Genomic DNA, 14,224 nt, shown 5'->3' with positions numbered 1-14,224 from the left:
ATGGCCCACGACCCGTCCCCCAAGCAGACCGAACGCGCCCGCGCGCTGCGCGAGCAGCTCAACCACCACGCCCACCTGTACTACGTGCTCGACGCACCGGCCATCCCGGACGCCGAGTACGACCGCCTGTTTCGCGAGCTTCAGGCCCTGGAGGCCGCGCACCCCAGCCTTCTCACACCCGATTCACCCACCCAGCGCGTGGGCGGGCGTGTGCTCGACGGCTTTGCGCCCGTGCGCCACCGCGTGCCCATGCTCAGCATCCGCACCGAGACGGACACCGAGGCCACCGGCGCCCAGGCGTTCGACACCCGCGTGCGCAAGGAGCTGGAGCTGGATGCCGCCACACCGGCCGTGGACTACGTGGCCGAACCCAAGTTCGACGGGCTGGCCATCAGCTTGCGCTACGAAAACGGCGTGCTGGTGCAGGCCGCCACGCGCGGCGATGGCGAGCAGGGCGAAGAGGTCACGCAGAACATCCGCACCATAGGCCAGATTCCCTTGCGCTTGCTGGCGGGACAGGGCACCCACCCCGTGCCCCCCGTGGTGGAGGTGCGCGGCGAGGTGTACATGCGCCGCGACGACTTCGAGGCGCTGAACGAGCGCCAGCGCGAGCGCATTGCCGCAGGCGCCAAGGGCGAAAAGACTTTCGTCAACCCCCGTAACGCCGCCGCCGGGGCCGTTCGCCAGCTTGACCCGGGCATCGCTGCACAGCGGCCCCTGAGCTTCTTCGCCTATGGGCTGGGCGACATCACGCCAGCGGCCGAAGGCGGCCCGGCCTTCACCAGCCACATGGAGGTGATCCAGACCCTGCGCGCCTGGGGTCTGCCCGTGTCCGACCTGGTGCAGACCTGCCAGGGCGCGGAACAGCTGGTGGCCTACCACCGCCGCCTGGGCGAGCTGCGCGACAGCCTGCCGTTCGACATCGACGGCGTGGTGTACAAGGTCAACCGCCTGGATTGGCAGCGCGAACTGGGCTTTGTGACCCGTGAACCGCGCTGGGCCGTGGCCCACAAATACCCGGCGCAGGAGCAGATGACAACCGTGCTCGCCATCGACATCCAGGTGGGCCGCACAGGCAAGCTCACGCCCGTGGCCAAGCTGGCCCCGGTGTTCGTGGGCGGCGTGACGGTGACCAACGCCACGCTGCACAACGAGGACGAGGTGCAACGCAAGGACGTGCGCGTGGGCGACACGGTGATCGTGCGCCGCGCGGGCGACGTGATCCCCGAAGTGGTGGCCGTGGTGCCCGCTGGCGGCCCAGGCATGACCGGGGTGTTGACTGACGAGGCCAAGGCTGACGAAGCACTTGCGGGACCAGCCAACGATGCGCAGCCGGGCCTGTTCGACCCCGCGCCCGCACCCATGCGCGGTGCCGTGTTCCATATGCCTGCCACATGCCCGGTGTGCGGCAGCGCCGTGGTGCGGGAGGAGGGCGAGGCGAACCACTACTGCACGGGCGGCCTGTTCTGTTCCGCGCAGCGCAAGCAGGCACTGCTGCATTACGCCCAGCGCCGCGCCATGGACATCGAAGGCCTGGGAGACAAACTGGTGGACCAACTGGTGGACGGCAGCGTCGTCCACACCCTGCCAGACCTCTACAAACTCGGCCTGACCAGCCTGGCCGCGCTCGACCGCATGGCCGAGAAGTCTGCCCAGAACCTGCTGGACGCGCTCGAAAAGTCCAAGAACACCACGCTGCCGCGCTTCCTGTTCGGTCTGGGCATCCGCCACGTGGGCGAGGCCACGGCAAAGGAATTTGCAAGACATTTTGGCAGTCTTGACAATATCTTGCAGGCATCTGTTGAGCAACTGCTTGAAGTTAGGGATGTGGGCCCGGTGGTGGCCCGCAGCCTGCACACCTTCTTCCAGCAGCCACACAACCGTGAGGTGGTGGAACAGTTGCGCGCCTGCGGCGTGCACTGGCCTGAAGGCGAGATGGCCCCCACGGCTCCGCAAGTCCTGGCGGGCAAGACCCTGGTGCTCACCGGCACGCTGCCCACCCTCACGCGTGACGAGGCCAAGGCCATGATCGAATCGGCGGGTGGCAAGGTGAGCGGTTCGGTCAGCAAAAAGACCGACTACGTGGTGGCGGGCGCCGAGGCGGGCAGCAAGCTCGACAAGGCCCAGGAGCTGGGCGTGGCGGTGATCGACGAAGCGGGCCTGCGGGAACTGCTGGCCGCTGGAGCTACTTGAAGCGGTAGTGGTCGCGGTTGAGCACTGCGGCCACCGCCGTCACCTCTTCGGGGAACAGCTGCAGGTTCAGCGTGACGCTGCATTGCTCCACCATGCCCCGCAACAGGCCAGCGGTATTGATGCGCCCCATCGGGCGGTAGATTCCGCTGCCGTCACCGCCCACCTTCTGCGCGTGGCACTGGCTGCAGCGGTGCTCGGCGATCAGCCGTTCGCCGAGCGCCAGATCGGCCTCGCGAAAGATTTGCGGCGTTTCAGCGAGGGCGCCTTCGCTCAAGGAAAGGCTGGCCGCCAGCAAGGCCCAACGCCAAGGGTTTCCAGAGGTGGCCGCCGTGCGCCCGCTGCCGCGCGTGGATGCTGTGTTCATGGCAACTCCTTTGCTGTCACTCTACACAACTTCAGGGCGGATTGAGAAGAGGGCATCTGAATGCGGGGCAGCACCAGACTGTCGGGTTCTTGACAGTCAGCGGCAACGAGCGTACCTAGGATGAGCGCCGTTGCCCCGATCAAACAGGAGACAGACATGGACACGAACACCGCACTCCTGGTGCAGTACGCCCGTTATCACCGCGACCCGCGCAACATCGCCACCCACTTCGTGGGCATTCCCCTGATCGTCTTCGCCGTGTGCGCCATCCTGACGCCACTGCGGGCCACTGTGGGCGGCCTCACGGTAAGCGCTGCGGTAGTTGCCTGGGCGCTGGCCACGCTGTGGTACACCCGGACCGGCCAGCGCAGCCTGCCCATCGTCACCAGCGTGGCGGTAGGCCTGCTGGTGCTGTTCGCCGAAGCGCTTTTTCAGGTGAACGCCGTTCCGTGGTGGCCCATGGCCATCGGCAGTTTTGTGGTCGGCTGGGTCTGGCAGTTTGTCGGCCATGTGTACGAAGGCCGCAAACCCGCTTTCGTCGACGACATCCGGGGCTTGCTCGTGGGCCCGATGTTCATGGTGGCGGAAGCGGGCTTCGCGGTTGGTGTCTGGCAGACCTTGCGCGACACCATCGAGGCCGAAGCTGGGCCTGTGGCCCGGCAGCAGCGGCGCACCAACCATGCAGGCTGATCTGGCGGCACGCCCGCCCACACTCAACCGTTGCCTTCAAGCACGTCCAGCAACTCGGTCTCGATTTCGATCTGTTCGCGCGTGTACTGCAAGGCCGCGCCGCTGATGAGGAAGGTGTCCTCCACCCGTTCGCCCAGCGTCATCACCTTGGCCAGCTGCAGGCTGATCTTGTGCTTGGCGAGAACACGGGCAATGCTGTAGAGCAGGCCCACGCGGTCGCTGGCTGAGACGCTCAGCAGCCAGCGCTGCGCCTTTTCGTCGGGGTGCAATTCCACACGGGGAATCACGGGGAAGCTCTTGACCCGCCTGGACAAGCGGCCCTTGCTCGGCGTGGGCAGCGGCGCACGTGTGTCAATCGCCTGTGTCAAATCCTTCTCGACCATCGCGATGAGCTCACGGTAGTGATCGGACAGGGTGGGTGCCACCACCTGGAAGGTGTCGAGCGCGTGCCCGTCCAGGGTGGTGTGGATCTTGGCGTCGAGAATGCTGAACGAGGCCTCTTCGAAGTAGCCGCAGATGCGTGCAAAAAGGTCGTTCTGGTCGCTGGCATACACCAGCACCTGCAACCCTTCGCCCACCGGCGACAGGCGGGCGCGCACCAGCGTGTGCAAAGGCACCGTGGCGTCGGCACGCTGCGCCAGGGGGCGGGAAAGCTGCCGGGTATGCCACGCGATTTCTTCGGCCTGGTGCCGCATGAAGTAGCTCACGTCCAGCTGGTCCCACAGCGTCTTGTGCGCCATGTGGGGCAGGGCATGCAGCGCCAGAATGCTCAGCGCCTCGCGCTTGCGGGCCTCCACCTCGGCATGGGGGTCGGGGGCGCCACCGCCCAGCGCGCGCAGCGTGTAGCGGTAAAGGTCCTCCAGCAGCTTGCCCTTCCAGGCGTTCCAGACTTTCGGGCTGGTGCCACGGATGTCAGCCACGGTCAGCAGGTACAGCCCCGTCAGCCGCCGCTCATTGCCCACCCGCCGGGCAAACGCGGCGATCACGTCCGGGTCGCTCAGGTCCTCTTTCTGGGCAATGCGGCTCATGGTGAGGTGTTCCCCCACCAGGAAGCGGATCAGTTCTGCGTCGGCCTTGGCAATGCCGTGCTGCCGCGCGAAGGTCATCACGTCTTTGGCGCCCAGGTCGGAATGGTCACCGCCACGGCCTTTTGCGATGTCGTGGAACAGGGCCGCCGCGTAAAGGATCCAGGGCTTGTCCCAGCCCGCTGCCAGCCGTGAGCAGAACGGGTATTCATGGGAATGTTCCGGAATGAAGAAGCGCCGCACGTTGCGCAGCACCATCATGATGTGCTGGTCCACGGTGTAGACGTGGAACAGATCGTGCTGCATCTGGCCCACCGTGTTGCGGAAGATCCACAGGTAGCGGCCCAGCACCGAAGTCTGGTTCATCAGCCGGAAGGCGTGGGTGATGCCTTCCGGTTGACGAAGTATGTCCATGAACGTGGCACGGTTGACCGGATCGCGCCGGAACGCGGCGTTCATGATCGGCCGCGCGTTGTAGAGCGCGCGCAGCGTGCGCGCCGACAGCCCCTTGATGCCCAGTGTCGTCTGGTACAGCAGGAAGGTCTCCAGGATGGCGTGCGGCTGTTGCACGTAGAGGTGGTCGCTGGCCACCTCCAGCATACCGCCCTTGTCGAAGAAGCGCTCGTTGATCGGCCGCAGGGGAACCGGGTCGCCCCTTTCGTCACTGTCCAGCCGCTCTTCGATGTTGAGCATCAGGATCTGGTTGAGCTGGCTGACTGCCTTGGCCGCCCAGTAGTAGCGCCGCATCAGCGCTTCGCTGGCACGCCGTGCACCGCGGGCGCTCTGGTGGGCACCGCTGCCGTGCGCAGGCTGCGGCGGTTCGGGCCGGAAACCGAACGACTCGGCCAGCGCCGACTGCATGTCGAACACCAGCCTGTCCTCGCGCCGCCGGGCCAGCAGGTGCAGCCTGGCGCGCAGAAGACTCAGCAGGGCCTCGTTGGCCTTGATCTGGCGGGCTTCAAGCGGCGTGGCCAGCCCGCGGCGCGCAAGTTCGTCCCAGCTGCGGCCCAGACCAGCCGCCTTGGCCACCCAAAGGATGACCTGCAGGTCGCGCAGCCCGCCAGGGGATTCCTTGCAGTTGGGCTCCAGCGCGTAGGGAGTGTTCTCGAACTTCTGGTGGCGCTGGCGCATCTCCAGCTTCTTGGCCACGAAAAAGGCTTTGGGGTCCAGGGCCTCTGCCAGTTCACCCACCAGCGTCTGGAAAGCCTTTCGCTGGCCTGCCAGCAGACGGCACTCCAGCAGCGACGTCTGGACCGTCACGTCAGCGGCGGCCTCGGTCACACACTCGCGCAGCGTGCGAACACTGGAGCCGATCTCCAGACCGACATCCCAGCAGTTGCCGATGAAGGCCTCCACCTTCGCCTTGAGCCCTTCGTCCTGTTCCAGCGCCACTCCCTCGGGCAACAGCAGCAGCACGTCCACGTCGGAGTAGGGGAACAGTTCGCCGCGCCCGTAGCCGCCCACGGCCACCAGGGCAAAGTCACGCGGAAACCCGGCGAGCGCCCAGAGCGCGCGCAGCACCCGGTCCGTCAGCCGTGCCAGGTCCTTGAGCTTGCCATGCACCGCGCGTGTGCTGGCTGGCAGCGCGGCAATCTGCCGCAGGACTTCTGCCTTGCCTTCACGGTGCTCCTGGCGCAGGAGATTCAGCGCTTCACGCGCGGCGGCATCAGCCATGGCAGGCTCACTCAGCCGGGGAGGGGCTGCGCTGCTGCACAAACGGCGGCGGCGCAGGCGTACCGGCGGAAACGGTCATGACCTCGTAGCCGGTTTCGGTACACAGCACGGTGTGCTCCCACTGCGCCGAAAGCGAGCGGTCCTTGGTGACGATGGTCCAGCCGTCGCCCATCTCCCGGATTTCCCGCTTGCCCTGGTTGATCATCGGCTCGATGGTGAAGATCATGCCGGCCTGGATCTCCATGCCGGTGCCGGGCTTGCCGTAGTGCAGGATCTGCGGGTCCTCGTGAAACTTCTGGCCAATGCCGTGGCCGCAGAACTCGCGCACCACGGAATAGCCCGCCGCCTCGGCGTAACGCTGGATGGCATGGCCAATGTCACCCAGGCGCACGCCGGGACGCACCATCTCAATGCCCTTCCACATGCATTCGTACGTGACCGCGCAAAGCCGCTTGGCGGCAACCGACGCTTCCCCCACCAGGAACATGCGGCTCGTGTCGCCGTGCCACCCATCCTTGATGACGGTGATGTCGATGTTGACGATGTCGCCCTTCTTCAGCGGCTTCTCGTTGGGAATGCCGTGGCAGATCACCTGGTTGACCGAGGTGCAGATGCTCTTGGGATAGGGGATGTAACCGTTGGGCGCGTAGTTCAGCGGCGCGGGAATCGCCTGCTGGACGTTGACGATGTAGTCGTGAGCGAGCTTGTCGAGCTCGTTGGTCGTGACGCCGGGGCGAACAAAGGGCGTGAGGTAATCAAGCACCTCGGCGGCCAGGCGGCCCGCCACTCTCATGCCCTCGATGCCGATGGCGTCCTTGATGGTTACAGTCATGTTGCTTCGCTGAAATGGTGCGCCCAGCGCCAGTGCGCCAGGTCGTGGAACCTGTGACATTCCGAAGCAGCTTATTGTCCCCGAATTCCGCCGGACACTGGTGAATGTGACATTCACCCCTGACCACTCCAAGGCAAAGCAGCCCGGCAGCCGCTGAGCGGCTGCCGGGCATCCCTCCCAAGAGCAGCCGGGTCACTGGCCGGCAACGGTTGTCGGCTTACCCGCTTCCCCCACGAACACGACGAGCAGCTTGCTTGGCCCCGCAGCCACGTTGAACGCCTGGTGTTTGCGGTTCTGCGACTCGATGAACGCCTCTCCAGCCTTGTAGCGCTGAGGCTGCGCACCGTCGGTCCGTAACTCGATTTCGCCTTCCAGGATGTACACGTAAACCGGAACCGGATGCATGTGCAGCGGTGTGCGTCCATCCTTCTCCAGGGTACCGATCACGGAAATCATCTCGGGATTGGCCATTGGGTAGCGAATCGGCTCGTTGTCACGGGTCATCCCGGTCTTGAGCAGCGGCTGGGTGGTAAACCCCGCAGGCAGAGGGCTGTCCTGCGCCTGGGCGGCGAAGCCCACGCCTAAACAGAGCAGGGTGGTCAGGGCGATTTTCTGGCTGGTTTTCATGGCATTGCTCCTTGGCACACGATGGGGTTCGCCCTTTCAGGCGACCTGCTTCAGGATTTCCCACCGGGTGGAGCCAGACACGAGCAGCGGCTCTACCCGTTGCGCGAACGCCTTGTGTTCGGCGAACCGGGCCAGCTGGTCCCACTGGGCCTCCAGCTCGGCCATGTCCTGGCAGCGCACGTCCACGGTCACGAGTGACTCTGCGGCCCCGACGCTGCCCGTGAGGATGGTGATGTCGGTCTGACCGATATCGCGTCCGATGGTGGACCACCAGCTCTTCAACTCTTCGATCAGTTCCTGCTTGTGCCCGAAACGGGCATTGACTTGCCAGCGTGCGACGATCATGATGTCCTCCTGTTGGAATGAGGTGGGTTCATCTTGGCGCGCAGGCGCCCCGCCGTCCTTGAGAAACGCTTGTCTTTCTCTGGACTTGTGCTCCACGCCCAGCCGGACCCTCGCCCCACGCGCCATGGACATCTTGTTCGAGGACTTCGTTCTGGACCCGGCACGACGCGAATTCACCAAGAATGGTGCCGAAGTCTTGCTGGAGCCCCAGGTATTCGACCTGCTGGTCTACCTCGTGCGTGAACGCGAGCGAGTGATAGACAAGGACGAGCTGGTCCACCATGTCTGGAAAGGGCGCATCGTTTCGGACTCCACCATTGAAAGCCGCCTGTCCGTCCTGCGAAAGGCGCTGTGCGACGACGGCCGCCGGCAACGGCTCATAAGAACCTACGCGCGCAAGGGGGTCCGGTTTGTTGGCTGCGTGCAGGAAAACCGCCCAGACGGCGAGCTTTTTCCGCTAGCCCCGCCAGTCGGCGCAGTGGCAGATGACAAGCCCCCCGGGCCGCCGGACGCCCGGCCTTCCGTGGCCGTCATTCCCTTCAACAACCTCGGCGGCAACCCCACGCAGGACCATCTGGCGGAGGGTATCGCAGCAGACATCATTGCACTGCTTACCCGCAGCCGCATGCTGTTCGTGCTGGCCCGCAATGCGAGCTTCGGCCTCAAGCATGCCGACCCCGCCAAAGCTGCGGCCATGCTGGGCGCCGACTATCTGGTCGACGGCACCATTCGCTGCGCCCAGGGGCGCCTGAGGATCACCTTCCAGCTGGTCGACACCACACAGGGATACGTGATCTGGGCAGAGCATTACGACTGTGAGGTCAATGACATCTTCGAGGTGCAGGACGACATCGCCGAAAAGATCGTCGGACGCATCGAACCCGAAATAGGTCGCTACACGCGTAGCCGGATCCTGCGGCACCCCCCCAGTTCGCTGCAGGCCTGGGACCACTTTCACCTGGGCATGTCCCACCTTTACCGGGCAACCCCGGGCGACAACCAGACCGCCCAGGCCTGGTTCCGAAAAGCCCTGACCCTGGACCCCAGGTTTGCCCTGGCACACGCCTTCCTGTCCTACGCAGTCGTCCTCAGCATGATCTACTTTGACGCCGAGCCTGTGCCGCGACTGCTGGACGACGCCCTGGGCCTGGCCAAGCGGGCCGTGGAACTGGACGGCGAGGACGCGACAGTGCGTTTTGCCCTTGGCCGCGCGCTCACGGTGCTGCAGCGGTACGACGACGCCATCGCCGAGATGACGATCGCCACCGAGCTCAACCCCGCGCTGGCAATTGCCTGGTGCGGACTGGCGGACTCCTATGTCTATGTCGGTCAGTTTGAGCGGGCGTACCCGCTTTTCCAGCACGCCATCAGCCTGAGCCCGCACGACCCGATGCGCTGGGCGTTTCATGCGTACTGCGCGCAGGCCCACCTGTTTGCGCGGGACTTCCTGGCGGCGGATACCCACGCGCAGCAGGCCGTGCGAACCCCCAGCTGCCACTACTGGCCGTTTGCCCACCGGGTTGCTGCCCTTGGCCACCTGGGGGCGGAGCCGGCAGCAACGTCTGCCGCAAGGGAGCAACTGCTGAATATCAAGCCGGATTTCAGCTGCGGCTGGGCCCACGCAAGGCTTTTCTACGTGCGAGACCCCGAGCAGCGGGAAATCTACATCGATGGCCTGCGGCGTGCGGGCTTGCCGGCTGCCTGAACACCTTGCCTGTACCGGGAATGGGCCCGCAAAAATGCCCTCAGGGGCTTGAGGTGCCTTCGCCGGGATACACCTTCGCCGTTTGAAGTGCACCGCTCTGCACCAGCGAGACAGCAGCGGCGCAGGCCAGCAGTGCCGGTCCCAGCCAAAGGCCTGCCTCAAGATGGCCGGAGGTGTCGGCGATCCACCCTGCCAGCAGCGGTCCGATGGACTGCCCCAGGGAAAACGCCGCGGTCAAGGCACCCAGCCCGCCTGCGAGCTGCTGGTACGGCAGGAGCCTCTGCGCCACCAGGCTGACGGCGGCAGGACCCGCCATGAAGCTGGCGCCAAAAACAAGCGCCGAGAACGCCAGCGACGGCAGGAGCGGCGACAGGATGACAGGAACAGACCCCACGGCAACGCAGACGCAGACCACGGCAAAACCATGACCGTTGCGCAAACGCGCCAGCCCCTTGCCCCATGCCGGCGTGGCAAGCAACGACGCCAAGCCCAGCCCGCAGAAAAACAGCGAGGAAGTGGTAGCGCTGTAGCCTTGCTGGCGCAGCAGCGCGATGACGAAGGTGGTGTAGCCGACGTAGCCCGCGCCGAACAGCGCGTTGGCCGTCAAGCTGGGCCAAAGGGCTTTCAGGCTGCCTTTTCCTTGCTCCAGGAGTGACGGGCTCTTGGCCTTTGGCAGGGACTTGGCCGCTGCGGCGCTGACAAATGCCGCCAGCAGGGAAGCGATGCCCATCAGCAACCAGGCCGTCTGCCAGCCTTGCGCGCTGGCGTCCACCCAGTGCGGGAGCACGCTGCCCGCCAGCACCATGCCCATGCCGGAGCCACCAAAGTAAAAGGCGAGGGCGGTGGCCGGCCGCTGTGGCATGGCCCGCGTTGCCAGTGAGGTGCCAAGTACAAACGTCACGGCAGTGCTTATTCCACCCAGGAAACGCACGGCCATGAATGTGTGCCAGTCGTCCACCAAGCCACTCAGCAACAAGGCCATGGCGCTGACCAGCATGCCTGCACCAAAGGCCTTGCTTTCGCCCCAGCGGCGCCCGGCCCAGGCCGAAGCGCCCGCGCCTATGAGGTAGCCCAGGCCGTTGGCCGTGTTCAACGCCCCGGCCTGAGACAGGCTCCAGCCCAGATCGCTCTGCATGGCGGGCAGCAACAGCGCATATGAAAAGCGAGAAAAACCCAGGGCAACCAAGGGCGCCAGCGCCAGTGCCAACACCTGCAACAGGCCGCCAAGCCTGCCACTGACATCCTGCCTGCCCGGGGTATCGCTCGCGGCGCTCATGCCCGCTTGCCAAACAGTTTCAGGAAGTCGACATCCGTGGATGGGGGTTCCAGCCTCAGTTTCCGCTCGGCGCTCTGCAAGTGCTCGTCCATCAGGCGGCAGGCGAGTTCCGCGTCGCCTGCGGCAATGGCATCCAGTATGGCGGTGTGCTCCTCGAACGAGCACACGTTGCGCCCCGGGGCAATGTAGAGCGCCTTCATCAGCGTGGTCCGGGCGACCAGGGCGTTCATGATCTCTTCCAGCTCGTGGTTGCCCAGGATGCGCGCCGCTGCCAGGTGGTACTCGCCGGAAAGGCGTATCCAGTTCGTGCGGTCACCCTGCTGGTAGGCACGGGTCTCGTCCTCCACCAGGCGGCGCAGGCCGGTGATGTCGGCAGACCGGGCACAGCTGCACAGGCGGCGCATCAGCCCCCCCTCGATCAGCCGGCGCACCTCGAACACTTCATGCATTTCGGACTGCGTGGGCTGGGCCACCGCGGCGCCCTTGTTGTGCTGCAGCTCGACAACCTTTTCGTTCGCCAGCCGCACCAGCACCCGCCGCAGCAGCGAACGGTTCACCCCGAAGGCCTCGCACAGCGGGGTTTCCACCAACCGCGTACCCGGCGGAAGTTTTTGTGACAAAACAGCTTCAACGATCGCCTTGTGCACACGCGTTTCGTCGGCCAGTTCCTGTGACTGATCGGCGTCATCGGCGTTTGCAGCGGGCGCTATCTGCGGGGGCTGGGTCTTGGGGCGTGCCATGTTGGTCCCTGTGAGAAAGGCTGAATTGTGCCATGCGGCCTCTCATGGTAACAAAGCCAAGAATTTTTGTTGCAAAAACTTATTTTTATGTGACAATAAATCCACGAATCGGCACAAGATGTCGATCGAACTGACCAACCCCGTAGAGGAGACATCGTGAAACAGCATCTTTTTTCCCACGGCCTTGCGGCCCTGATCGCGGGCTTCGGCCTGCAAACCGCCATGGCGCAGGCACCTGCCCAGGCGCTGACGTGGTCCGCCAACCTGGACGCGCTGTCCATGGACCCGCACTCGACCAACAACAGCTTCACCAACGCTTTCGTGAGCAACATCTACGAGGCGCTCGTGCGTTTCAACGACAAGCTGCAGATCGAGCCCGCGCTGGCCACGTCCTGGAAGGTGATCAGCCCCACGGTCTGGCGCTTCACGCTGCGCCAGGGGGTGAAATTCCACAACGGCGAGACCTTCGACGCCGATGACGTCGTGTTCTCCTGGCAGCGTGTGAACACCCCCGGCTCGCTGGTCAAAGGCAACCTCAGCGACATCAAAGACGTGCGCAAGGTGGATGCCTACACGGTGGACGTGGAAACGCACAACCCCATGCCCATCCTGACCAACGAGCTGGTGCAGCTTCTGGTCATGGACAAGGGATGGGCCGAGGCCAACCGTGCCACCGAGGCCAGCGATCTGCAAAAACAGAAGGAAAACCACGCCAACCGCAACACCAACGGCACCGGCCCCTTCATGCTGAAGCAGCGTGACGTCGACACCCGCACGGTGCTGGCGGCGTTCCCTGGCTGGTGGGACAAACCCAGGCACAACCTGGGCGAGGTGACCTTCATGCCCATAAAGTCCGACGCAACCCGCACCTCGGCCCTGATCAGCGGCAGCATCGACGTGTCTGTCAGCGTGCCGCTGCAGGACGTGCCGCGCCTGCAGTCCAGCGGCGTAGACGTGGTGCAGGGCCCCGAACTCAGGACCATCTTCCTGGGCATGGACCAGCACCGCGACGAATTGCTCTACAGCGACGTCAAGGGCAAGAACCCCTTCAAGGACAGGCGTGTCCGCCAGGCGGTCTACCACGCCATCGACATCGAGGCCATCAAGCGCTCGGTGATGCGCAACGCCTCATGGCCTGCGGGCACCCTGCTGTCGCCATACCTCAATGGCGCGCCCAACGCCCTCAACAAGCGTCTGCTGCCGTATGACCAGGCCGCCGCGAAGAAACTGCTGGCCGAGGCGGGCTATCCCAACGGGTTCACCGTGGGCATGCAGTGCCCGAACGACCGCTACGTCTATGACGAGGCGATCTGCCTGGCCATCTCGTCCATGCTGGCACGTGTGGGCATCAAGACCTCGCTGTCGATCGAGCCGACTGCGCGCTGGAGCGTTCGTCTCAACACGAATGACGTGTCTTTCTACATCGTCGGCCACGCCGGTCTGCCGATGGCAGATTCCTACGGCCTGCTCAAGGACGTGGTGCACACCCGCACCCAGAGGGAAGGCTCCCTGAATGCCGGCCGATACAGCAACCCGAAGTTCGATGCCTACCTGCCCCGCATCGCCGCCGAAATCGATACGGCCAAGCGCAACAAGCTGATCGAGGAGGCCGTGGCGCTCGAGCGCGATGACGTCTCGCACGTGCCGCTGCACCAGCAGCCCATCACCTGGGCGGCACGCAAGGGCGTTGAACTGGCCCAGGCACCCGACAACCAGATGCGTCTGTGGCTGGTGCGCGCACCGGCCAAGTAAGACTGTTGCCACCGATCACGGTTCACTCAAATGATCCGCTTCATTACAGCCCGGCTGGCCAATGGCCTGCTGGTGATGGCTGTCGTCTCTCTGCTGGCCTTTGGCCTGTTCAACTTCATCGGCGACCCGGTCAACAACCTTGCGGGCGAAAACGCGACCGCCGAAGAAAAAGCGGCCCTGCGTGAAAACCTGGGGCTGGACCAGCCGCTGCCGCTGCAGTACCTGCGCTTCGTGGGCAGGGTGTTGCAGGGGGAGTTTGGTGTCTCATACCGCAACCTGGAACCGGTGGCACAGGTCATCGCCGGGCGCCTGCCAGCCACGCTGGAGCTGGCGCTGGTGGCAGCAGTGCTGGCGCTGGCCGTGGGCATTCCTCTGGGCGTCTACAGCGGCATACGGCCACGCTCTGCCGGGGCGCGCGCCCTGCAGGTGGCCTCACTGGTCGGGATTTCGGTCCCTTCCTTCGTGACCGGCATCCTGCTCATCCTCGTGTTTTCCGTGGGGCTGAACTGGCTGCCCGCGTTTGGCCGCGGTGAGCTGGTGCAGGTGGGTGGCTGGAGCACAGGGCTGCTGACGGCAAGCGGCTGGGCATCGCTGGTCATGCCCGCCATCACGCTTGCGCTGTTCCAGCTCACGCTCTTCATGCGGCTCACGCGCACCCAGATGATGGAAGTCATGCGTACCGAGTACATCAAGTTTGCCCGGGCGAGGGGCCTGCGTGAGCGTTCCGTGCACTTCAAGCACGCATTGCGCAACACGCTGATCCCCATCATCACCGTGGCAGGCCTGCAGATCGGCGCGATGATCGCTTTCTCGATCATCACCGAGACCGTGTTCCAGTGGCCTGGACTCGGGCTGCTCATCATCCAGGCCATCACCTTCAGCGACGTGCCCGTCATTGCCGCATACCTGCTGCTGATTGCACTGCTGTTTGTCGTCATCAATACCGTGGTCGACCTGCTGTACTTCGCCGTCGACCCGCGCCTGCGCACCTCGCGCTGACA

The 14,224-nt window shown here is 64.9% G+C and carries 12 protein-coding genes; 5 read left to right on the top strand and 7 right to left on the bottom strand.

Annotation, left to right across the window (positions count from 1 at the left end; translation table 11 throughout):
- Window positions 1-2,193 (top strand): NAD-dependent DNA ligase LigA, encoded by a 2,193-nt coding sequence (ligA, locus tag ACYVHH_RS08620; protein WP_460564728.1) that lies wholly within the window; start codon window positions 1-3, stop codon window positions 2,191-2,193.
- Here the strand turns inward: ligA and ACYVHH_RS08615 are convergent.
- Window positions 2,186-2,557 carry a hypothetical protein gene (locus ACYVHH_RS08615; protein WP_460564727.1) on the bottom strand — a complete coding sequence of 124 codons (372 nt, stop codon included), beginning with the start codon at window positions 2,555-2,557 and terminating at the stop codon, window positions 2,186-2,188. The two genes, ligA and ACYVHH_RS08615, sit on opposite strands and share 8 nt — an antisense overlap.
- Window positions 2,558-2,713: 156 nt before the next feature.
- On the opposite strand from ACYVHH_RS08615, the gene ACYVHH_RS08610 reads away from it, so the two are divergent.
- On the top strand, window positions 2,714-3,247 hold the full coding sequence (locus ACYVHH_RS08610; RefSeq protein WP_460564726.1) for an Mpo1 family 2-hydroxy fatty acid dioxygenase: 534 nt from the start codon (window positions 2,714-2,716) through the stop codon (window positions 3,245-3,247).
- A gap of 23 nt (window positions 3,248-3,270) precedes the next feature.
- On the opposite strand, the gene ACYVHH_RS08605 is transcribed toward ACYVHH_RS08610, so the two are convergent.
- The 4 genes from ACYVHH_RS08605 to ACYVHH_RS08590 form a co-directional block, all read right to left on the bottom strand.
- Window positions 3,271-5,946, bottom strand: coding sequence for a [protein-PII] uridylyltransferase (locus tag ACYVHH_RS08605; RefSeq protein ID WP_460564725.1), 2,676 nt, complete (start codon window positions 5,944-5,946; stop codon window positions 3,271-3,273).
- Between the two features lie 7 nt (window positions 5,947-5,953).
- Entirely contained in the window at window positions 5,954-6,778 is an 825-nt protein-coding gene (gene map, locus ACYVHH_RS08600; RefSeq protein WP_460564724.1) for a type I methionyl aminopeptidase, read from the bottom strand.
- A gap of 192 nt (window positions 6,779-6,970) precedes the next feature.
- Window positions 6,971-7,405: a cupin domain-containing protein gene (locus tag ACYVHH_RS08595; RefSeq protein WP_460564723.1), complete on the bottom strand. Its 435-nt coding sequence runs from the start codon at window positions 7,403-7,405 to the stop codon at window positions 6,971-6,973.
- Between the two features lie 36 nt (window positions 7,406-7,441).
- Complete coding sequence (locus tag ACYVHH_RS08590) at window positions 7,442-7,750, bottom strand: hypothetical protein (RefSeq protein WP_460564722.1); 309 nt, start codon at window positions 7,748-7,750, stop codon at window positions 7,442-7,444.
- Between the two features lie 124 nt (window positions 7,751-7,874).
- On the opposite strand from ACYVHH_RS08590, the gene ACYVHH_RS08585 reads away from it, so the two are divergent.
- The gene (locus ACYVHH_RS08585) at window positions 7,875-9,455 is read left to right on the top strand and encodes a winged helix-turn-helix domain-containing protein (RefSeq protein ID WP_460564721.1); all 1,581 of its coding nucleotides are present in this window, start codon (window positions 7,875-7,877) and stop codon (window positions 9,453-9,455) included.
- A gap of 40 nt (window positions 9,456-9,495) precedes the next feature.
- Here the strand turns inward: ACYVHH_RS08585 and ACYVHH_RS08580 are convergent, their stop codons facing one another.
- Entirely contained in the window at window positions 9,496-10,731 is a 1,236-nt protein-coding gene (locus ACYVHH_RS08580) for a YbfB/YjiJ family MFS transporter (protein ID WP_460564720.1), read from the bottom strand.
- Window positions 10,728-11,471, bottom strand: a complete 744-nt coding sequence (locus tag ACYVHH_RS08575) for a GntR family transcriptional regulator (RefSeq protein ID WP_460564719.1) — start codon at window positions 11,469-11,471, stop codon at window positions 10,728-10,730. The genes ACYVHH_RS08580 and ACYVHH_RS08575 overlap by 4 nt, the downstream gene beginning before the upstream one ends.
- Before the next feature lie 156 nt (window positions 11,472-11,627).
- On the opposite strand from ACYVHH_RS08575, the gene ACYVHH_RS08570 reads away from it, so the two are divergent.
- Together ACYVHH_RS08570 and ACYVHH_RS08565 are read left to right on the top strand one after the other, a co-directional pair.
- Entirely contained in the window at window positions 11,628-13,223 is a 1,596-nt protein-coding gene (locus tag ACYVHH_RS08570; protein ID WP_460564718.1) for an ABC transporter substrate-binding protein, read from the top strand.
- 30 nt (window positions 13,224-13,253) lie between these two features.
- Window positions 13,254-14,222: an ABC transporter permease gene (locus ACYVHH_RS08565; protein ID WP_460564717.1), complete on the top strand. Its 969-nt coding sequence runs from the start codon at window positions 13,254-13,256 to the stop codon at window positions 14,220-14,222.
- Window positions 14,223-14,224: the final 2 nt, after the last annotated feature.

Source organism: Hydrogenophaga aquatica, assembly GCF_054780915.1.
This window is presented reverse-complemented; position numbering and strand designations above follow the sequence as displayed.

Coding starts and splice junctions, on each gene's coding strand:
- ligA (WP_460564728.1), top strand. CDS start 1: ATGGCCCACGACCCGTCCCCCAAGCAGACCGAACGCGCCCGCGCGCTG.
- ACYVHH_RS08615 (WP_460564727.1), bottom strand. CDS start 2,557: ATGAACACAGCATCCACGCGCGGCAGCGGGCGCACGGCGGCCACCTCT.
- ACYVHH_RS08610 (WP_460564726.1), top strand. CDS start 2,714: ATGGACACGAACACCGCACTCCTGGTGCAGTACGCCCGTTATCACCGC.
- ACYVHH_RS08605 (WP_460564725.1), bottom strand. CDS start 5,946: ATGGCTGATGCCGCCGCGCGTGAAGCGCTGAATCTCCTGCGCCAGGAG.
- map (WP_460564724.1), bottom strand. CDS start 6,778: ATGACTGTAACCATCAAGGACGCCATCGGCATCGAGGGCATGAGAGTG.
- ACYVHH_RS08595 (WP_460564723.1), bottom strand. CDS start 7,405: ATGAAAACCAGCCAGAAAATCGCCCTGACCACCCTGCTCTGTTTAGGC.
- ACYVHH_RS08590 (WP_460564722.1), bottom strand. CDS start 7,750: ATGATCGTCGCACGCTGGCAAGTCAATGCCCGTTTCGGGCACAAGCAG.
- ACYVHH_RS08585 (WP_460564721.1), top strand. CDS start 7,875: ATGGACATCTTGTTCGAGGACTTCGTTCTGGACCCGGCACGACGCGAA.
- ACYVHH_RS08580 (WP_460564720.1), bottom strand. CDS start 10,731: ATGAGCGCCGCGAGCGATACCCCGGGCAGGCAGGATGTCAGTGGCAGG.
- ACYVHH_RS08575 (WP_460564719.1), bottom strand. CDS start 11,471: ATGGCACGCCCCAAGACCCAGCCCCCGCAGATAGCGCCCGCTGCAAAC.
- ACYVHH_RS08565 (WP_460564717.1), top strand. CDS start 13,254: ATGATCCGCTTCATTACAGCCCGGCTGGCCAATGGCCTGCTGGTGATG.